We start from the raw sequence: 18,981 nt of genomic DNA, 5'->3' as shown, positions 1-18,981 counted from the left end.
GGATGAGTTTTTGAGGCATTTTCGCTTCTGTGATGAGGAAGATAGCGGGCTATCTGACGAAGAACAGGAGCGGAAAGGACCAAAAAATCGCCCAAAGCACACACGAAAAAGGATACATCAAGCCAAGAAAAATTTTTTGGAGAAATTCAAAACAGCTTCTTAATATAAGAGACTTATGGAAAAGAAGAAACGTAACTTTGTGGAATGGGCGATGCACTACCGGCAGATTGTTATTCTTGTAGTGACCTGTCTGGTGGCATTCGGTGTGTACAGTTTGCCCGAAATGCGTAAGAATGAGTTTCCCGACTTTACCGTGCGGCAGGGAGTCGTGGTAGCTGTGGCTCCCGGAAATACGGCGCAGGAGATGGTGGAGCAGGTTACCAAACCGCTGGAAGAATACATTTTCACTTACAAGGAAGTAAAAAAGGAGAAAACTTTTTCGAAAAGCCGCGACGGCATTGTTTACATACAAGTGGAGCTGAACGATGACCTGACGAACAAAGACGAGTTCTGGAGCAAGTTCAAGCACGGCGTGTCGCAGTTCAAGGCACAACTGCCCGGCAACGTGCTGGCACTGGTGGTGCAAGACGATTTCGGCGATACTTCCGCCCTGCTGATTACGATGGAGAGCGAAGACAAGACCTATCGCGAACTGGATGACTATATGGATCTGCTGCAAGGCCGCCTGCGCCGCATCAACTCCGTAGGACGCATGACGGTGAGCGGGATACAGAACGAACAGATATCGGTTTATCTTGACCACGACCGTCTTTCGAAGTACGGGCTGAACGAACAGACGCTTGCCCTTGGTCTGATGCAGAAAGGTTTCACCACCAGCGGCGGGCGTGTGAAGGACGGCAGCATGGTAGAGCCTATCTACGTCAGCCGCTCACTCAATACCGTGCGCGATGTGCAGGAACAAATAGTCTATACCGATCCGCAGGGCAACACCGTGCGGCTGAAAGACGTGGCACGGGTGGTGCGCGAATATCCCGACCCCGACAGCTACATCACCAACAACGGCCGTAAGTGCCTCCTGCTCTCCGTCGAGATGAAGAAGGGGCAGAACATCGTGGCAATGGGCGATGAAATCAACAAGGTGCTGGACGAGTTTCAACAGGAATTGCCGACGGATGTCAGTATCTTCCGCATCACTGACCAGCCGAAGGTGGTGGGCGACAGTGTGTCGAACTTCCTGCACGAACTCATCATTGCCATCGTGGCGGTGGTCATCGTGGTGATGCTCCTGCTGCCCTTGCGTGTGGCATTGGTGGCTGCATCTACCATCCCGATTACCATATTTATATCGTTGGGACAGTTTTATGCTTTCGGTATCGAGTTGAATACCGTGACGTTGGCTGCGTTGATAGTCACGTTGGGTATGATTGTGGATAACTCCATTGTCATCATCGACAGCTACTTGGAGAAGCTGGGCGAAGGGATGTCACGCTGGCATGCTTCCATCTACAGTACCATGCACTTCCTCAAGTCCATTTTCTCCGCTACGCTCGCCATCAGCATCACGTTTTTCCCGTTTCTGTTTACGTTGACGGGTATGCTGAACGAGTTCGTGCTGAGTTTCCCGTGGGCGGTTTCCATCGTGTTGGGCGTGTCGTTGCTCGTGGCTACGCTACTTGTGCCTTTCATGCAGTTCTGGTTTATCCGCAAGCCTATGGGAGTAAAGGTGAATAAAGACGGCAAGAAGCCGTTCAACTTCCTCGACCTCCTGCAGAAACATTACAACTGGCTGTTCGGCAAGTGCTTCGCTCATCCCAAGATAACGGTGGCTGTCGGCGTGGTTTCTATCGTGGTGGGTGCTGTAATGTTGGCTGGTTTGCCCCAGCGCATCCTGCCCGTTGCCGATCGCAACCAGTTTGCCGTGGAGATATACCTCCCTACAGGTACGGATGTGGATGTGACGGCACAGGTGGCGGACAGCATGGAACACATCTTGAGCCAAGATCCGCGTGTGGTCAGTATCGCCTCTTTCAAAGGATGCGCCTCGCCCCGTTTCCAGACGGCATACGCACCCCAAATTCCCGGCACCAACTATGCACAGTTCATCGTAAACACTACCGGTGTGAAGGACACCGAGGCACTTTTGGCGGAATACACACCGAAGTACACCGAATACTTTCCCGGTGCCCGCGTGCGTTTCAAGCAATTAAGCTATAGCGAGGCTGTCTATCCCATCGAGGTGCGCCTGTCGGGCGAGGATTTGGAGGCAATCAAGCATGACGCACAGGCAGTGCTGGAGGAGCTGAAGCGGATGCCGGGACTTATCCTTGTGCAGACCGATTTCAACGAGCCGTTGCCTGCCATTGCCGTCAATCTGAAAGAAGACGAGGCAACCCGCTTAGGCGTGACCAATCTGGGGCTGGAGTCTACCCTTGCCATGCGTTATGGAGACGGGTTGGCGATAGCTAATGTATGGGAGGGCGATTACGACATTCCCGTCAAGCTGAAAAGCGAGAAGGCGGATCGTGCCTTGCCTGTTGAGGTGAAGGACGAACTGATACCTGTTGCTGCCGGACTTGCTGATGTGCCTTTGCGGCAGGTAGCCGATGTGGTGCCCACGTGGAAGGAGGGACAGGTAGTGCGTCGCAACGGAATCTACACCGCTACCGTGCAGGCTGACTTGGCTGTCGGAGAAAATGCCCTGAAAATGACTGCCAGGGTGCAGGAGATGATGAAAGGTGTCGAACTGTCTGAGGGGGTGACGGTCAGCTACGGCGGTGAGATGGAGAAAACCGGTGAGATGATGCCGCAAATCATGGGCGGACTGATGTTGGCAGTTGCCATCATCTTTTTCATCCTTCTGACTCACTTCCGCAAGATCAGCATTGCCTTGCTTATTTTCGGCAGCATGACACTCTGCGTTTTTGGTACTGCCTTTGGCGTATGGATTCAGGGCGTAGACTTCAGCATCACAGCTATTTTGGGCGTGGTGAGCCTCATGGGTATCATTGTGCGCAACGGCATTATCATGATAGACTATGCCGAGGAGTTGCGCGCTACGGAGCACATGACTGCCAGCGAAGCTATCTATCATTCCGCCCTGCGGCGTATGCGTCCTATCTTCCTCACGTCGGCTGCCGCCTCGATGGGTGTTATCCCGATGATATTGGGCAAGTCGAGCCTGTGGATGCCGATGGGTACGGTCATTTGTTACGGTACACTCATCACGATGTTGTTCATTCTTACTGTCTTGCCGTGCTTGTACCTGCTTACTTTCCGGGGCAGCAGCAAGAAACGTGAAAAATGGGATGCCTTGGAGCAACAGTAATACTCTTGTTAGGGTGTTGATGATATCCCATGTATGGGGTCGGATACACCTTATATTATATATAGAATGCAAAACAGAAATTGAATATCCGTAAACATCTCCTGTAGGAACGTATCGCATACGCCCGAATGCGCCAACTGATCCACGTGGATGTTTTCAGGGCGTATGCGATACGCCCCTACAGGGCAATTGGGTAAAATGCGGATATTCATTAAACAGAAATAACGTTGAAAGATGAAACATACAAGTAAATGCTTTTTGATGGTTTGGGTATGGGGCTGCATGGCTGCCCCGCTTGCCGCCCAGCAGGTTTACACACTGGACGAATGTATAGAAAGCGCTTTGCTGAACAATGCCCGTATGAAAAATGCCGCCAATGACCTTGCTTCCGCACGCCACGAGCGCAAGGAGGCGTTCACCAACTATTTCCCCAGCATCAGTGCTACGGGCGGAGGTTTCCTGTCCTCCACCCACTTGTTGGGTATGGAGATGGGACCCGGTATGTCGTTGGGATTGATGAAGGATGGTTTAGTGGGTGGCGTTACCGCTTCGATGCCCCTCTTTACCGGAGGTCAGATTGTGCAAGGCAACAAACTCTCTGAGGTGAACGTGGAGAAATACCGCCTCTTGGGCAGGCAGGCGGAGAACGAAGTGAAGCTCACCGCCGAGCAATATTACTGGCAGGTGGCGATGCTGAAGGAGAAGCTTCGCACGCTGCACGTGGTGGAAGCACAGCTGGCGGAAATCCTGAAGGATGTGGATGCCGCCGTACAGGCGGGCGTGACCAACCGTAACGACCTGCTTCAGGTGCAGCTGAGGCAGAACGACACGCACAGCACACGCATCAATGTGGAGAACAGCCTCGCTCTGTCGCGCCGTCTGTTGGCGCAATACATCGGTACGCCGGGTGACAGTGTGGATGTAGACTTCGCAGTGGCAGATTCGCTACCCGAACCGCCTGATGCGCTTTACCGTCGTCCCGATGAGTCGCTTGCCCTTACTCCCGAATACAACTTGTTGCAGGCAAAGCTGAAGGCAAGCCGCATTGAGCGGAAGATGACGCTTGGCAAGCAATTGCCTACGGTAGCGATAGGCGGCGGATTTGTTTATGATAACCTGCTGGACCGCGACCGCAATTATTGGGTGGGCTTCGCTACGGTAAGCGTGCCTCTGAGCGGCTGGTGGGAAGGCAGCCATAGTCTGAAGCGCAGCAAGCTGGCGGTGCGTACCGAGGAAAACAACCTGCGCAACGGCAGCGAACTGCTGGTCATTAACATGCAGAACACATGGAATGCCGTAACCGATGCCTATAAGCAAGTACGTATAGCTATCGAGAGTATCGGGCAGTCGGCAGAGAACCTTCGTCTGCAGACCGACTACTATCATGCCGGTACCTGCACCATGAGCGACCTGTTGGAGGCGCAGACTCTTTTCCAGCAAAGCCGCGACCGATATGTGGAAGCATATGCACAATATGCAGTGAAGAAGCGTGAGTATTTGCAGTCAACAGGACGTTGACGGTCAGGAACGTAATGGCTTTTTAACCAAAAATTCTGATGAAAGGAACATTGCTTTTCACAAAGAAACCTTAACTTTGTGTGCAATTAAATTAGAACCAGCTAAAATTTCGTATTATGGACAAAACAACAATTGGAACAAATGCAGGCATTGTCTGGCGCACGATAAACAGTAGCGGCAGATCCTGGAAGTATGAAGAGTTGAAGAAAGAAACACAACTTTCCGACCGCGATCTGAATGCGGCTATCGGATGGTTGGCGCGTGAGAATAAGATTGAATTTGACTCTGAAATGCCCGATGGCGAAGAAGTGATGCACGTAGAGATGAACGTGTACTTTTGAAAACAAAGACGCAATGAATAGTCCGGTTTGTGAATTGTATAAATCGGGCTATTTTTTATTTATGCGTATCGCACACTCATGGCACAGAACCTACTTCTTCTGTGCCAGTGGCATAAACTCCAAAGGCCCCCTCAAACGAACATAAGTGATACGACCGACTCACTTATGTGAAACGCCCGGGTTACTTATGTTAAACGATCCACTCACTTATGTTCATCAGAAGGTATGCTTGAACGCATGTCAAACCAAGAAAACTTTTTGTAGAAATTCGAAACTGTTTCTTATTTTGTTTGTGTGTAGCCTTCAGTGTGCAATATGTCTATAAGGCGTTGTTTCATATCGCCTTGTATCAAGATTTCTCCGTCTTTTACAGAACCGCCTGTTCCGCATTTTGTCTTGAGAAGCTTGCCTAAAGCATTCAGGTCGGTTTCGGTACCGATGAATCCTTTGATTACGGTTACGGTTTTTCCTCCTCTTCCTTTCCGCTCGATGTTGACACGCAAAGGTTGCCGGTTTTTCTCAAGGGTAGGTGTCTCTTCTTCACCTGTTTCTTCGTACTTGAAATCAGGATTTGTGGAGTATACAATGTTCAGCCGGTCTTTCCAATCGTTTTTTTTCATGTGTGATGGTTTAGAATGTGTCCAAAGTTAAGTACATTTTTCAATATTCGTGTAATATTTACAAATAAATCGCTTATTTTTGCGGAAAGAGAATAATCGATTAACTGAAGTTGGATGGCAATACGTACGCATAAAAATACAGACAAGGTTCCGGAACCTACCTTGAGGCGGCTTCCTTGGTATCTTTCGTGTGCGAAGCTGATGCGGGAGAAAAATGAAAGGTTTGTTTCATCTACCCAGATTTCGAAACAAATCAATATCGATGCGTCGCAAATAGCGAAAGACCTTTCGTATGTAGACATTGCCGGACGTACCAGGGTAGGTTATGAAATAGATGTATTGGTCCGGGTGTTGGAGGACTTTTTGGGATTTACCAATCTGCATCGTGCTTATTTGTTTGGTGTCGGAAGCCTGGGTGGTGCTTTGTTGCGCGATTCGGGTCTGGTGCATTTCGGCTTGCAGCTAGTGGGAGCATTCGATATCAATCCTGACTTGGTGGGCACCGAAATCAACGGCATTCCTATTTATCATACCGATGAGTTTGAAGCACGTATGCAGATTGACCTCGTAAATATCGGTGTGCTGACAGTACCTATTTCCATATCGCAGGAGATAACCGACAAGATGGTGGCTGGGGGCATCAAGGCAGTGTGGAACTTTACTCCTTTCCGTATCCGGGTGCCCGAACATATCGTGGTGCAGAACACATCGTTGTATGCTCATCTGGCGGTGATGTTTAATCGGTTGAATGAGATGAATACTTGAACTCACTACAGATTGCACAGATTTTTAAGCCGGAGTGCAAAAGCAGAGATACGGTCTTTATTCTTTTATCTGTGTAATTTATGGTGAAAAGAAAAATATGTATGAAGATTATAGCAGTAGGAATGAATTATCCGTTGCATTGCAAAGAACTGCACGCCACGGAACCTTTGCCGGAAGAACCGGTCATCTTTATGAAGCCAGATTCGGCTCTTTTGAAAGACAGCAACCCTTTTTTTATTCCTGATTTTTGCCGGCAGGTAGATTATGAGACGGAACTGGTAGTGCGTATCTGCCGGTTGGGAAAGAATATAGCCGAGCGTTTTGCCTGCCGTTATTACGATGCCGTAACGGTGGGCATTGATTTTACGGCACGCGATTTACAACACCGGTTTCGTGCAGAAGGTAAACCGTGGGAGCTTTGCAAAGGTTTCGACAATTCGGCGGCTATCGGCGATTGGGTTCCGGTGGAGCAATTCCCCACAATTCAGAATATCCGTTTTCACCTTGATATTGACGGACAGACGGTGCAACAGGGAAACACGTGTGATATGATTTTCACGGTCGACCGGATTATTGCTTATGTGAGCCGGTTCTGTACGTTGAAAATAGGCGACTTGCTCTATACAGGTACTCCAGTCGGGGTAGGACCGGTAGCGATAGGCAATCATTTGGAAGGATATTTGGAAGACAGGAAAGTATTAGATTTCAATATACGATGAAGATACGTACAGGATTCGGATTTGATGTTCACCGTCTGGTGGAAGGACGTGACTTGTGGTTGGGTGGAATTTTGGTCCCGCATACTTTGGGCTTGTTGGGGCATTCAGATGCCGATGTATTGATTCATGCCATTTGTGATGCTTTGCTTGGAGCAGCCAATATGCGCGATATCGGGTATCATTTCCCGGATTCGGCAAGTGAATTTGAAAATATTGATAGTAAAGTGTTGCTTCGGAAAACTGTTGGACTCATAGCATCGAAAGGATATCGCATCGGGAATATCGATGCCACGGTATGTGCCGAGCGTCCGAAACTGAAAAACTACATTCCACAGATGCAGAAAGTGTTGGCAGAGGTAATGAACATTGATGTGGATGATGTGTCCATCAAGGCGACCACAACCGAGAAATTGGGCTTTACCGGTCGTGAGGAAGGCATCTCGGCGTATGCCGTAGTGTTGATTTCGAAGGATTGATTTTTGAACATAGATATACGAGGGCACAGAGAGTTTTTTATTCTTCTCTGTGTCTCCGTGTTGGGGGGCGTAAGTGAAACAAAAAACTTGTCACCTTGCCAACTATACTTCGACGCCTTGAAAATCAGAGCAGCAAACCGGCAGAGAGCAGGATGCCGAAGAAAAACATGTTGCGGGAAGTTTCACCTAAAATAGCGTTCAGGGCCTTGCCTTTGCCGATGCGTGCCATACGGACTGTGGTAAGGATGTGTATCAGCAGGTAGAGCTCGGGTAGGATGCTTGCCCATAGTTTTCCTTGACCAACAAAATAAAAGCAAAGCCAGCAGGCTGTCAGCCCCAATAGGAAATAGACGATAAGTCCTGTTTTTGCTCCGAAGCGGACTACCAGCGTGCGCTTGCCACTGATGGCATCTTGTTCGCGGTCGCGGAAATTATTTACCATCAGCAGGGTGTCTATCACCAGTCCACAGGCTAGTGAAGCGATGGTGACAGAGCCGTTCCACGTGTGTGCCATTACATAATATGTGCATCCTACAGGCACGAAGCCAAAAAACACCAGTACCAGTATATCGCCCCATCCGTGGTAGGCCAGGGTAGTATAGAGGTAAGCGAACACCAGACAGGCAATGCCTACCGGAATCATCTCCCATCCGCTATAGTAAAGCAGGCAAAGTCCGCACAGGGCTGCCAGTGCAGTGGTGAGGAGGATGCCTTTCTTCATGTTTTGAGGCGTTATCCAGCCTTGTGCACAGGCACGTTCCGGTCCAAGACGGTCTTCGCGGTCGCTTCCTTTCAGAAAATCGTATAAATCGTTGATGAAGTTGGCATCTATTTGCATCAGGAAGGCAAACAGGAAACACAGAATGGCTGGAGTAGCCTGAAAATGTCCGTGTGCTTCTGCCAAGGCACATCCTATCATCACCGGGATGGATGCTGCCGTCAGGGTCTTGGGACGTGCAGCCAGTATCCAGGCTTGAAGTGAGTTGGGTTTTACATCTTCGTTCATAGCTTGTTTCGCGTATTATGGATTTCATTACAGAGATGCACAGAGGGTTATTGGGGAAACGCTGGTTAGGCTTATTCCCTCTGTGTATCTCCGACTCTTTATGGTAGATAATCATTTATTCGACAACGCGTCTTCTATCAGTGCCTGCAGGTTTTCGTAATGACTCTTGGCAATGCCGGTCGTTTGGGCGGCTGCGCTTTTCACAATACGTTGCAAGGCGATAAGTTCTCCGCGGGCAATAGCCGGAGATTCCGAGTAACTCAGGCGGCGGTTCGCTTTTTCGGCTGCTTCTTCTTGTGCTTTGTCTAAAAGTCCTATTAAATCTTTTATGTAGGCTTTTTGCATATTCCGGCGGAAAATATCCGAACGCGACGGATTGTTCCAAATAGTCGTGTGCAGGTCGGCGAAAAGTTGCGAAGCGGTGTATGCCTGTTTGCCGTTCAAGGCTTCGTTTTCGCTCATCTTGTCGAACGTGTTCTTGTTGAGCAGACGGGCAAGGATATTTGATTGGAGCGAGCAGATAGCGTTGACAGGCAAGATGCGCGCTTTAGCTATCAAGTCACGGTCGATAAGCCATGTGGGTGTGGTAAAGAGCTGTTCGTTAAGGAAAGCTACGGCACGCCGTTGGATGTCGGCAGGTACGAACTCGCGTGCTACGGCATTGGTCTGTTCTACGGTGATGGGAGTAGAATAGATTCCTGCCACGTTTTTTGCCACGTGTCCCATATAGCGTGCCAGCTGGTTGATTACTTGTGTATAGATTTCAGCGGCACCGGCATACGATTTATTGGGTTCATGACTCCATTTTTCTATTTGCGGTACAATCCGTTTCAGATTTTTGATACCGTATGCACTTGCCAGCATTGAGTCGTCTCCCAAGTCTTCACTTTGGTTTCGAGGGTCATTAGGGTCTGATTCCGTGCCAAAAGTATAACGTATGTCTTCGTTCAGCTTGGCGATGATGGAGCTGTTGGAGTAATCTGTTTCTTCTTCGGGAGTCTTAAACCGGGGAAGCCAGCGGTAGCCCCATTCGATTGCCCATTTGTCGTATATACCGATACGTGGAAAAATACCCTTTCGTGTGATGCTGTCTTCAGGTTGTGCTACGTAGTTGAAGCGTGCATAGTCCATGATGGAAGGTGTATGTCCGTTAGCTTCCACCCATGCCTTGTCGCGGAGTTTTTCTACCGGAACGGTGTGCGAAGAACCGAAGTTGTGGCGTAGTCCGAGGGTATGCCCTACTTCGTGTGAAGAAACAAAGCGGATGAGTTGGCCCATCAGTTCATCATCGAACTGCATTTCCCGGGCAGCTTCATCAATGGTTCCTGCCTGAATCATATACCAGTTGCGCAAGAGGCTCATAACATTATGATACCAATTGATGTGTGTCTCCAGAATTTCTCCGGTACGCGGGTCATTGATGTGCGGTCCGCTGGCATTAGGGATGTCCGAAGGTTTGTAAACGATGGCTGAATGGCGGGCATCTTCCAGACTCCATGAAGGGTCATCGGTGGGGGCTTCTTGGGCATAGATGGCGTTTTTGAATCCAGCTTTTTCGAATGCAACCTGCCAGTCGTTTACCCCTTGTATCAGATAAGGTACCCATTTCTTCGGTGTGGCAGGGTCGATGTAAATGACAATGGGTTTCTTCGGCTCTACCAGTTCGCCGCGCAGATAAGCGGCTTCATCTTTCGGTTCCAGTCGCCAGCGCGTGATGAGTTGTTTGTATTCGATGCCTTGTGGGTTTGAGTCGAAATCGGTATAACGTACGGTGAAATATCCCACACGCGGATCGAACAGGCGTGATTTCATCGGTGTTTCGGGCAGGAGCACCAATGAGCTGTTCAGTTCATAGGTAAGTGGAATGTCCGAACTTCCAGTTTCCAGGAAACCGGCTCCTTCGGCTTTTTTGCGGCTATAAGTCATTACATTGCTTATCTCGATGTTTTGCGGGAAGGCTTTCAGCGTGTCTACATACGAAGCTTCGGCGTTGAGAGCCTGCAAGCCGATATAGTCTTTGTCGCCTTTTTCAAAAGTGAAGAGCGGGTTTTCTTTCTTCAAGTATGTTCCGATGTTGAATACATAACTTCGGTGAAGCGAATCTTTGCGTACACTTTCCAGCTTGAAGCTTGCCACGATGGGCTGGATGTTCGAGTTTAGTACCGACTGGTACATTCCTTCTTTGTCTGCGGAACGTTCGCGATAGGATATTTCGCGTACCAGCAGGTTGTTTTCCGTACCAGTCTCGAAACGTACGACCTTGCTTCCTATGATGTCGCCCGGATAACCCACGCGTGATTTCTGGCGCGAGGCAGGCGCTTTGCTGATGCGGTTTACTATCAGAATGTCGCGCCCGAGCATGGAGTCGGGGATTTCAATGAAATAATTGTTAGCTACCTTGTGTACGGTCAGAAATCCGTGTGTGCTCCTGGCTTTGTCGGTGATGACTTGGCTGTAAGGTTTCAGTCCGTTTTGAGGAGCCGGTTTCTCTACTTTTTCAGTTTGTGCTTTTTTTGCCTTCTTCTTGAATATTTTGGCTTCAGCAGGCGATGAGGCTATCAGGAGAGCCGCCATTATCCATATAGGCAATATTGCTTTTTTCATATGTTTATGGTTGGTTAGAAGATTGATACAGATGTTTCTCTTGAATAATGCGGTATACTTCCGGATGTACGAAATAACGGATATCCCTTCCTTCGGCAAGTGCTTGACGGATGAAGGTGGAGCTGATTTCGAGTAGGGGCGTTTCTACCGCCTTGACTTGTGTGTACGAGGCAGGAATTGTCAGGTCGTATCCACGGCGCGGATAAACTCTGATGGAGTGGTTGCGCAGGATTTCTTCGGGGGCACGCCACTGGGCAAACTTAGCCCAGTTGTCTGCCCCGATGATGAGGATAAAGTCCCGTTCGGGATAAGTCCTGGCAAGTTGTCGTAGCGTATCGACCGTATATGACGGGCGAGGCAGTCCGAACTCGAAGTCGGAAGCACGGAAGTGTGGATATCCGGCTATGGCGGCTTCTACCATTTCCAGCCGGATATAGTCGTCCAGCAGATGATCACCTTTCTTGAATGGGTTTTGTGGTGTTACCAGAAACCATACCTCATCCAGGTCTTCATATTCGCACAAATAATTGGCAAGTGCCAGGTGCCCGATATGAATGGGATTGAATGTCCCTCCGAACAGTCCGGTCTTTATACGAGTTTTTTCCATTTGAAAAAGTTTACTACTTGCCATACGGCTACAAGAAGCATGGCTGCGGCAATGATGTACTGCTGTTTGGCAAGAGCTACGATGCCTACGGCAAGAGCTGCCAATGCTATTACGATAGCTACAATCATTAGGATACTCAGGAGTTTTTTCGGGTCTTTAGGCATAATGTTTGAGCTTTAGTTTAAACTCACCATGGAAGTCTTTTAACTCTTAAGAAGAAGCTGTTTTGAATTTCTCCAAAAATTGATGTATCCGTTTTCGTGTGTGCTTTGGGCGCTAAATTTAAAACAGCTTCTTAATCATTAAATTCTTCCGTGGTAAAAGAGATTTATTTTATTGTGCCAAGAATTTCCGGATAGCTTCCAAGGCTTGGGTTTCGGCTGCCTCCAGATTGTCGTTTACGATGACTAGGTCGAACTTGGGTGCATAACTTAGTTCGAAACTGGCTTTGGCTATCCGGCTTTCTATCGTTTCGGGTGAGTCGGTGCCACGTCCTTCCAGACGTTTGCGCAGTTCGTCTATTGAAGGAGGCTGGATGAATACCGACAAGGCACGTTCTCCGTAGAACTGCTTGATGTTGCATCCTCCTACCACATCCACATCGAAGATGATGTTCTGGCCTTCGGTAAGCTGTTTTTCCACTTGCGATTTCAAGGTGCCATAGAACCGGTCGGGATATACCTCTTCGTATTCTACGAATTCACCGTTGGCAATGCGTCGTTTGAATTCTTCCGGTGTGAGAAAGAAGTATTCCACTCCGTTCTGTTCGGTTCCGCGTGGCGGGCGGCTGGTAGCGGAGATGGAAAATTGCAGGTTCAGGCCTTGTTTCAGCAGGTAGTTGATAATGGTCGATTTACCCGAGCCTGAGGGTGCTGAGAATATGATAAGTTTTCCGTTCATGTTTTTATTCTTTTTTAGTTGACAAGGTAACAGGGTGACAAGTTGACAAGGTTCTGAATAGTTTTACTTAATGGCATTTAAAGCCTTGTCAACTCGTCAACTTGTTACCTTGTCAACTTGCTTTTTACATTACGTTCAACACTTGTTCCTTGATTTGTTCCAGCTCGTCTTTCATCTGCACCACGATGTTCTGCATCTGTGCGTGGTTTGACTTGCTTCCGGTGGTATTGATTTCGCGGCCCATTTCCTGGGCGATGAATCCCAGTTTCTTGCCCTGTCCGTGTCCGCCGGCAAGCGTTTCACGGAAATAGTTCAGGTGATTGGCAAGACGTTGTTTTTCTTCGTTGATGTCCAGCTTTTCAATGTAATATATCAGTTCCTGTTCCAGCCGGTTCTTGTCGTAGTCCACTTTGACCGTCTTTTCCAGTGCATCGGTGATGCGTTCGCGTATTTTGTTCACCCGTTCCTTTTCATAGTTTTCCAGCGTGTGCAAGAGACGTTCGATGTTGTTCACTTTCTCGATGAATTTCTTTTCCAGTGCGGCTCCTTCCTGTTTACGGAAGTCTGTCAGGTGTTGCAGGGCTTCGTCGATGGCTTGGCTGGCTGCTTCCCATTCTTCGTCTGCCAGTTCTTGCACTTCCACCCGTGTCAGGACGTCGGGCATGCGCAATAGCGTGGCAAACCAGTCGTTAGGTACCGGTATGTGATACGTTTCGGCAATGGAAGAAATTTGTTTGTAATAGTTTTCTACCAGTGCAGCATTGATGGGTGTAGCTGTTTCGCCGGCATCTTTCTCTATCCAGATAGAAAAGTCTACTTTTCCCCGTTCCAATGTTTTGGCAATGCGGTTGCGTATTTCCATTTCCTTTTCGCGGTAGAGTGGGGCGATGCGTGTCGACAGGTCAAGTGCCTTGCTGTTGAGAGATTTGATTTCAACGTTTATTTTTTTGTCTCCGAATGTTACGGTCGCTTTGCCGTATCCGGTCATTGATTGTATCATACGGTTCGATTTTGTTAAGTCTTGCAAAGATAGGGAATCTCTGCCAACCTGCCAAATCTCTCTCCCCGTCTAACAGGGCAAACGCATCTAATTTTTACTAATTTTTGCAGAGCACCGTTCCCTGCACGTACGTCTTCGGGATTCCCGAATAGTTTGCGCGAAATGGCAAAGTAAGTATATCTTCATTTTTTTATACCTTTGCTGCCGTTATGATAGCTAAGAAACAAATTGTAAGTGATGCCGATTTCGGGCAGATATTCATCGTGACCCGCCGTACGGTGCGCAATGTCACGATGCGGATGAAAGAAGACGGGCTGCATGTCACCACGCCTCCTTTCCGGAGCGTGAAAGCGTTGCTCGACGTAATCCGCCCTTTCCGTGAGCGCTTGCTGAAGTTGAAGGCAGATGTGTCTCCCAAGCCTTTCGATTGGGATTATAGGCTGGAGGCGGAGTGCTTCCGGTTGTGGCTCGAACCCAGCCGGCTGAAGCATTTCACCGTGCGCTCCGCCGAAGAGGGAGTAAAGATTTGTTGTCCCGAAGATACTGACTTTTCGGACAAACGGGTACAGACGTTGGTGCGGAATGCCATAGCCCGTGCCTTGAAGAAACGGGCGGAAGAGTATCTGCCTCCGTTGGTGGCATGTTGGGCAGAACGGTACGGATTGTCGTATCGGACGGTGAAGATTACCAAGGCACGCTCCCGGTGGGGAAGTTGCTCATCGGAACGTCATATCAGCCTGTCGTATTACCTGATGCTGCTCCCGGCGCATCTGATGGATTACGTCATCCTGCACGAACTGGCACACACCCGTGAGATGAACCACGGTCCCCGCTTCTGGGAGTTGCTCGACCGGATGACGGAAGGGCGTGCGCTGGCATTGCGCAAGGAGTTGCGTGCATATCGTCCGGTGTTTTGAGCTTGTTGTGCCTTGCTGTTGATGTATGTCAAAAAATGCGTATGCTTTGTGTTCCCAGCCGTTTATGTTTGATGAATTTCCTTTACCTTTGCATCCGTTTTGAATATTCACCACAGATTACACAGATTAAATCAATTATAAAATCTGTGTAATCTGTGGTGAAAAAACACAATCAGGATAATCCGTATGAAGAAAAGTTTGATGGCATTGGCTTCCGGCACGCTGGGCTTAGGAATTGCCGAGTTTGTAATGATGGGCATTCTGCCCAATGTGGCCCATGATTTGGGCATTTCTATCCCGCAGGCAGGACACTTTATTTCGGCATACGCCATTGGGGTGTGCGTAGGTGCTCCGTTGACCGTAGTGGTGGCACGTACCCGTCCGTTGAAGCAGATATTGTTGGGACTGGCGATGATTTACATCGTAGGGAATCTGTTCGCTTCGGTGTCGGTGAATTATTGGATGTTGCTCCTGATGCGCTTCGTTTCGGGATTGCCTCACGGGGCATTCTTCGGCGTAGGTTCCATCGTGGCGGAACGGGTGGCGGATAAAGGAAAAGCTTCGCAGGCGGTAGCGTTGATGATAGCGGGGATGACCATTGCCAACCTCTTCGGGGTTCCTTTCGGCACGTTGTTGAGTAACCTGTTTTCGTGGCGCTTTCCTTTCGTGTTCAATGCCCTTTGGGGAGTCTTGATATTCTATCTGATTTGGCGTTGGATTCCGTATATGCCCGCTCTGCCCGATGTAGGGTTGAAAGGTCAGTTCCGTTTCCTGAAGCGGCTGGCACCGTGGCTGATTATCCTGACTACGATGTTCGGCAACGGGGGCATCTTCTGCTGGTTCAGCTATGTCACACCGCAGATGATTCACGAAGCAGGTTTCTCGCCCCATTCGATGACCGCCGTGATGATGCTTGCCGGGCTGGGCATGACCATCGGTAATCTGGTGGGAGGCAAGTGCGGCGACCTTTACGGGCTGGCTCCGGTAATCCGTGTCACGCAGATGGTGATGGTATTGTCATTGCTGGGCATCTTCTTCTTTACCCGCAATCCGTACCTGTCCGTCATCCTGATGTTTGTCTGCACGGCTTGCCTCTTTGCGGTCTCTCCTCCCCAGCAATTATTGCTTTTGCAGAACTCGCGCGGCTCGGAGATGATGGGAGCGGCGTGTGTGCAGATCGCTTTCAATCTGGGCAATGCCGTGGGTGCCTATCTGGGCGGATTGCCGATAGATGCTGGTATGGGTTACCGTTATCCGTCGCTGGTAGGTGTCTTCATCGTGCTTCTGGGGCTGGGGTGCATCTCGGTGTATGTGAGGCGGTATGGAAAGAGTGCCATCGGATGATAATACGGTTTTTTCTGCCCTTCGTTTCTTTTGCTTTTCAGATAGATGTCTTAACTTAGGAGCTGTAATCCAAAAAAAGTTATAGCATGATGAAGAAAAGAATTTGTTGGGTATTGTTCGTTTGTCTGTGTTTTACGCTGGGATGGGCACAATCTGTCCGTTCGTACCGGCAGGCAGAGGATAGTTTGACTGTGGTGTTATCGGAAGGGGAAATCCGACTTTATCCGTTGGCAGACAATGCCGTACGTGTGAAATATGTGCGTCAGGAGCCTGTGTTGCCCGATTGGGTGTATGTGGGGAATGACAAGCCGGCCTGGTCGGTGAAGGAAACCGGTGAAGAAATTACGTTGGGTTTGCCCGGACTGGTGGTACGGATAGACAAGGAAAAAGGAACGCTTGCTTATTTTACGCCGGAAGGGAAACCGATATTGCAGGAAAAAGAGCGGCAACTGGTGGCTTCATCGGTACAGGGAGAACCTACCTGGTGTGCCGCTCAGTGTTTTTATTCGCCTGCTGATGAAAATCTTTTCGGACTGGGACAATTTCAGGACGGGCAACTGAATGTGCGGGGACTTTCGCGCCGGCTTACACAGGTCAATACCCAGATAGCGGTTCCTTTCGTATTGTCGGATAAAGGTTACGGCATCTTGTGGAACAATTACGGCTTGACCGAATTCAATCCTGCAGACAGCTTGATTACGTTGACGCGTACGGTTTCAAGCGGTGATGCCGAGACGGTAGATGTGACTTCTGCTGAGGGAGGAAAGCAGGAGGTGCGTGAGCGGTTTGTCTTTGCTTCGTCACTGATTATTCGCGAGTCTGGGCGCTACGCCGTGATGCTTGATGTGGGGCAGACCATGGCACGCAGGCATCACTTGAAGATAGGCAATCAGACCGTATTCGATATGAAGAATCTGTGGTTGCCTCCTACGGCTTCTGCCATTGTCGAATTGGAGGCTGGAGTGTATCCGGTGGAAGCCGAATTGGAAAAAGAAGACCGGCCGAAAGTGTATTACCGGAAAGTAACAGATGAAACCGTGTTCCGTTCGCCTGTAGCAGAGGCTGTCGACTATACCGTGTTTGCCGGAAAAGCTGATGAGGTGATTGCGGCATACCGTCGGGTGACAGGTGAGGTCCCGATGATGCCTCGATGGGCACTGGGCTATATTCATTGTCGGGAACGTTTCCACGGTCAGGATGAAATAGTTCAGACCGCTACACGCTTCCGTAACGATAGTTTGCCGATGGACGTCATCGTGCAGGATTGGCAATACTGGGGAAAGTATGGCTGGAATGCCATGCGTTTTGATGAATCCGGTTATCCCGACCCCAAGAAACTGGTGGAAGATGTGCATGCATTGGATGCCCGCCTGATGCTTTCGGTATGGTCGAAGATAGACCCGGCATCGGAGGTGGGCAAACTGATGCAGGGCAAGGGTTATTACATTCCGCAGACTTCGTGGATTGACTTCTTCAATCCCGATGCAGCGGCTTATTATTGGGAGAACTTCAACAAACGTCTTTTGAAACCTTACGGGATAGATGCCTGGTGGCTGGATGCGACGGAGCCGGAGAACGACGACTTGCTGGGGCGGAAGGTGTGGAACCAGACAGTGCCGGGCGAGGTGTACCGCAATGTCTATCCGCTGCTGGTGAACCGTACCGTATACGAAGGGTCACGCCGTGAGATGCCCGACCGGCGGGTGATGCTGTTGACGCGAAGCGGTTTTCCCGGCATGCAACGGTATGCCACGGCAACTTGGTCGGGCGATGTGGGGCATGATTGGGAAACGCTTCGCCGGCAGATTGTGGGCGGTCTGGGCATGGTGGTGTCGGGACAGCCTTGGTGGACATACGATGCAGGCGGTTTCTTCCGTCCCGGGCAAAGCCAGTACACCGATCCGGCTTACCACGAATGTTTCCTGCGCTGGCTGCAGGCGGGCGTGTTCCTGCCCTTGACCCGTGTGCACGGTTATCAGTCGGATACCGAGTTCTGGAATTATGGCGAGGAGGTGGTCGCTCTTGCCCGTCGGGCGTTGGACACCCGTTATAGCCTGTTCCCTTATATTTATTCGGAGGCCGCACGCACCCATTACGAGGGAGGAACCCTGATGCGTCCGTTAGTGATGGATTTTGCCGGCGATTCGCTTGCCTTGGCGCAGAAATACGAATACATGTTCGGACCTTCGCTGCTGGTAGCCCCGGTGGTAGAGTCGGGCAAGAACCGTTGGGAGGTGTACCTGCCGCATGTGCAAGGCGGATGGTATGACTTCTGGACCGGTGCGAAAACCGCTGGGAACGGGACTTGGGAGACCGTGCCGGTCACACTGGAACAAATTCCGGTCTTTGTCAAGGCTGGAACCATTCTGCCATTGGCTTCGGGCAAGCCGCAGACTACCCGTGAGGCTGCCGATGCCGGCTGGACCGTCCGGATATATGCCGGAGCCGATGCCGCTTATACCGTTTACGAAGACAATGGTATAGACTATGCTTACGAGCAGGGTGCGTATGCGCTTGTCCGTATGGAATGGGACGAAGCGAAGGGCGAACTGACCATCCATCCCCGTGAAGGTTCGTTCCCGGAGATGAAAGCTGTCCGTCCCCTGCGCATCATCCGCTATGCGGGCGACAGACAGGAAAAACAAGTGATATACAAAGGGAAGAAGCTGACGGTGAAATTCTGAGAGGTTGTTTTTTATTTCTCCGATAAGTTTGCTTGGGCAGATACGAACCAATATATGATTGAACGGTTCAGTATCTGTTCCAAGTTGTCTTCTTTTTATGTTCTCCAATTGAAAACCGTACGGTTTCCATATCGAGAACGTACGGTTTTCAATTGGAGAACGTACGGTTTTGATATGGAAACCATAAAAGGATG

16 protein-coding genes are annotated in these 18,981 nt (G+C 49.7%); 9 read left to right on the top strand and 7 right to left on the bottom strand.

All coding sequences use genetic code 11. The features are described from left to right. Positions 1 to 175 precede the first annotated feature (175 nt). The 3 genes from B5F78_RS12445 (at position 176) to B5F78_RS12435 (ending at position 5,145) form a co-directional block, all read left to right on the top strand. Positions 176 to 3,286, top strand: coding sequence for an efflux RND transporter permease subunit (locus B5F78_RS12445; protein WP_087406855.1), 3,111 nt, complete (start codon positions 176 to 178; stop codon positions 3,284 to 3,286). 234 nt (positions 3,287 to 3,520) lie between these two features. Then, positions 3,521 to 4,804 (top strand): TolC family protein, encoded by a 1,284-nt coding sequence (locus B5F78_RS12440; protein WP_087406854.1) that lies wholly within the window; start codon positions 3,521 to 3,523, stop codon positions 4,802 to 4,804. 116 nt (positions 4,805 to 4,920) lie between these two features. Continuing rightward, a complete protein-coding gene (locus B5F78_RS12435) occupies positions 4,921 to 5,145 on the top strand; it encodes a winged helix-turn-helix domain-containing protein (protein ID WP_022039793.1) in 225 nt (74 codons plus the stop codon). A 281-nt stretch (positions 5,146 to 5,426) separates the two neighbouring features. Here the strand turns inward: B5F78_RS12435 and B5F78_RS12430 are convergent, their stop codons facing one another. Then, complete coding sequence (locus tag B5F78_RS12430; RefSeq protein WP_022039794.1) at positions 5,427 to 5,765, bottom strand: translation initiation factor; 339 nt, start codon at positions 5,763 to 5,765, stop codon at positions 5,427 to 5,429. A 114-nt stretch (positions 5,766 to 5,879) separates the two neighbouring features. On the opposite strand from B5F78_RS12430, the gene B5F78_RS12425 reads away from it, so the two are divergent. From B5F78_RS12425 to ispF, 3 genes are all read left to right on the top strand, one after another. Next, positions 5,880 to 6,530 carry a redox-sensing transcriptional repressor Rex gene (locus B5F78_RS12425; protein WP_087406853.1) on the top strand — a complete coding sequence of 217 codons (651 nt, stop codon included), beginning with the start codon at positions 5,880 to 5,882 and terminating at the stop codon, positions 6,528 to 6,530. Between the two features lie 101 nt (positions 6,531 to 6,631). Beyond that, a complete protein-coding gene (locus tag B5F78_RS12420) occupies positions 6,632 to 7,249 on the top strand; it encodes a fumarylacetoacetate hydrolase family protein (protein ID WP_087406852.1) in 618 nt (205 codons plus the stop codon). Next, positions 7,246 to 7,725, top strand: a complete 480-nt coding sequence (gene ispF / locus B5F78_RS12415) for a 2-C-methyl-D-erythritol 2,4-cyclodiphosphate synthase (RefSeq protein ID WP_022039797.1) — start codon at positions 7,246 to 7,248, stop codon at positions 7,723 to 7,725. The genes B5F78_RS12420 and ispF overlap by 4 nt, the downstream gene beginning before the upstream one ends. A 124-nt stretch (positions 7,726 to 7,849) precedes the next feature. Here ispF and menA read toward each other — a convergent pair whose 3' ends face one another. The 6 genes from menA to B5F78_RS12385 form a co-directional block, all read right to left on the bottom strand. Next, positions 7,850 to 8,731, bottom strand: a complete 882-nt coding sequence (menA, locus tag B5F78_RS12410; protein WP_022039798.1) for a 1,4-dihydroxy-2-naphthoate octaprenyltransferase — start codon at positions 8,729 to 8,731, stop codon at positions 7,850 to 7,852. A gap of 111 nt (positions 8,732 to 8,842) precedes the next feature. Further along, entirely contained in the window at positions 8,843 to 11,335 is a 2,493-nt protein-coding gene (locus B5F78_RS12405) for a zinc-dependent metalloprotease (RefSeq protein ID WP_087406851.1), read from the bottom strand. 4 nt (positions 11,336 to 11,339) lie between these two features. After that, entirely contained in the window at positions 11,340 to 11,942 is a 603-nt protein-coding gene (gene nadD / locus B5F78_RS12400; protein WP_022039800.1) for a nicotinate-nucleotide adenylyltransferase, read from the bottom strand. Continuing rightward, positions 11,924 to 12,106 carry a hypothetical protein gene (locus tag B5F78_RS12395; protein WP_022039801.1) on the bottom strand — a complete coding sequence of 61 codons (183 nt, stop codon included), beginning with the start codon at positions 12,104 to 12,106 and terminating at the stop codon, positions 11,924 to 11,926. The genes nadD and B5F78_RS12395 overlap by 19 nt, the downstream gene beginning before the upstream one ends. A 169-nt stretch (positions 12,107 to 12,275) precedes the next feature. Then, a complete protein-coding gene (gene gmk, locus B5F78_RS12390) occupies positions 12,276 to 12,842 on the bottom strand; it encodes a guanylate kinase (protein ID WP_087211526.1) in 567 nt (188 codons plus the stop codon). A 124-nt stretch (positions 12,843 to 12,966) separates the two neighbouring features. Further along, positions 12,967 to 13,842 (bottom strand): YicC/YloC family endoribonuclease, encoded by an 876-nt coding sequence (locus B5F78_RS12385; RefSeq protein WP_022039803.1) that lies wholly within the window; start codon positions 13,840 to 13,842, stop codon positions 12,967 to 12,969. A 212-nt stretch (positions 13,843 to 14,054) separates the two neighbouring features. Between B5F78_RS12385 and B5F78_RS12380 the strand changes: the two genes are divergently transcribed. The 3 genes from B5F78_RS12380 to B5F78_RS12370 all read left to right on the top strand — a co-directional run bounded on the left by B5F78_RS12380 (position 14,055) and on the right by B5F78_RS12370 (position 18,787). After that, on the top strand, positions 14,055 to 14,759 hold the full coding sequence (locus tag B5F78_RS12380; RefSeq protein ID WP_087406858.1) for a M48 family metallopeptidase: 705 nt from the start codon (positions 14,055 to 14,057) through the stop codon (positions 14,757 to 14,759). A 186-nt stretch (positions 14,760 to 14,945) separates the two neighbouring features. Beyond that, the gene (gene araJ, locus B5F78_RS12375; protein WP_087211523.1) at positions 14,946 to 16,103 is read left to right on the top strand and encodes an MFS transporter AraJ; all 1,158 of its coding nucleotides are present in this window, start codon (positions 14,946 to 14,948) and stop codon (positions 16,101 to 16,103) included. Positions 16,104 to 16,189: 86 nt separating this feature from the next. Next, the gene (locus tag B5F78_RS12370) at positions 16,190 to 18,787 is read left to right on the top strand and encodes a glycoside hydrolase family 31 protein (protein ID WP_239473465.1); all 2,598 of its coding nucleotides are present in this window, start codon (positions 16,190 to 16,192) and stop codon (positions 18,785 to 18,787) included. The last annotated feature ends 194 nt before the right edge of the window (positions 18,788 to 18,981 follow it).

The sequence above is a fragment of the Bacteroides sp. An279 genome, from assembly GCF_002159615.1.
Lineage (GTDB): Bacteria > Bacteroidota > Bacteroidia > Bacteroidales > Bacteroidaceae > Phocaeicola > Phocaeicola intestinalis.
Note: the sequence above shows the minus strand (reverse complement) of the source record. Positions and strands in the feature narration are given on the sequence as shown.

What these genes read in the sequence shown, in the direction of transcription:
- B5F78_RS12445 (WP_087406855.1), top strand. Translation starts at nt 176, where the DNA reads ATGGAAAAGAAGAAACGTAACTTTGTGGAATGGGCGATGCACTACCGG.
- B5F78_RS12395 (WP_022039801.1), bottom strand. Translation starts at nt 12,106, where the DNA reads ATGCCTAAAGACCCGAAAAAACTCCTGAGTATCCTAATGATTGTAGCT.
- araJ (WP_087211523.1), top strand. Translation starts at nt 14,946, where the DNA reads ATGAAGAAAAGTTTGATGGCATTGGCTTCCGGCACGCTGGGCTTAGGA.
- B5F78_RS12405 (WP_087406851.1), bottom strand. Translation starts at nt 11,335, where the DNA reads ATGAAAAAAGCAATATTGCCTATATGGATAATGGCGGCTCTCCTGATA.
- B5F78_RS12420 (WP_087406852.1), top strand. Translation starts at nt 6,632, where the DNA reads ATGAAGATTATAGCAGTAGGAATGAATTATCCGTTGCATTGCAAAGAA.
- ispF (WP_022039797.1), top strand. Translation starts at nt 7,246, where the DNA reads ATGAAGATACGTACAGGATTCGGATTTGATGTTCACCGTCTGGTGGAA.
- nadD (WP_022039800.1), bottom strand. Translation starts at nt 11,942, where the DNA reads ATGGAAAAAACTCGTATAAAGACCGGACTGTTCGGAGGGACATTCAAT.
- B5F78_RS12385 (WP_022039803.1), bottom strand. Translation starts at nt 13,842, where the DNA reads ATGATACAATCAATGACCGGATACGGCAAAGCGACCGTAACATTCGGA.
- B5F78_RS12370 (WP_239473465.1), top strand. Translation starts at nt 16,190, where the DNA reads ATGATGAAGAAAAGAATTTGTTGGGTATTGTTCGTTTGTCTGTGTTTT.
- B5F78_RS12425 (WP_087406853.1), top strand. Translation starts at nt 5,880, where the DNA reads ATGGCAATACGTACGCATAAAAATACAGACAAGGTTCCGGAACCTACC.
- B5F78_RS12440 (WP_087406854.1), top strand. Translation starts at nt 3,521, where the DNA reads ATGAAACATACAAGTAAATGCTTTTTGATGGTTTGGGTATGGGGCTGC.
- B5F78_RS12430 (WP_022039794.1), bottom strand. Translation starts at nt 5,765, where the DNA reads ATGAAAAAAAACGATTGGAAAGACCGGCTGAACATTGTATACTCCACA.
- menA (WP_022039798.1), bottom strand. Translation starts at nt 8,731, where the DNA reads ATGAACGAAGATGTAAAACCCAACTCACTTCAAGCCTGGATACTGGCT.
- gmk (WP_087211526.1), bottom strand. Translation starts at nt 12,842, where the DNA reads ATGAACGGAAAACTTATCATATTCTCAGCACCCTCAGGCTCGGGTAAA.
- B5F78_RS12435 (WP_022039793.1), top strand. Translation starts at nt 4,921, where the DNA reads ATGGACAAAACAACAATTGGAACAAATGCAGGCATTGTCTGGCGCACG.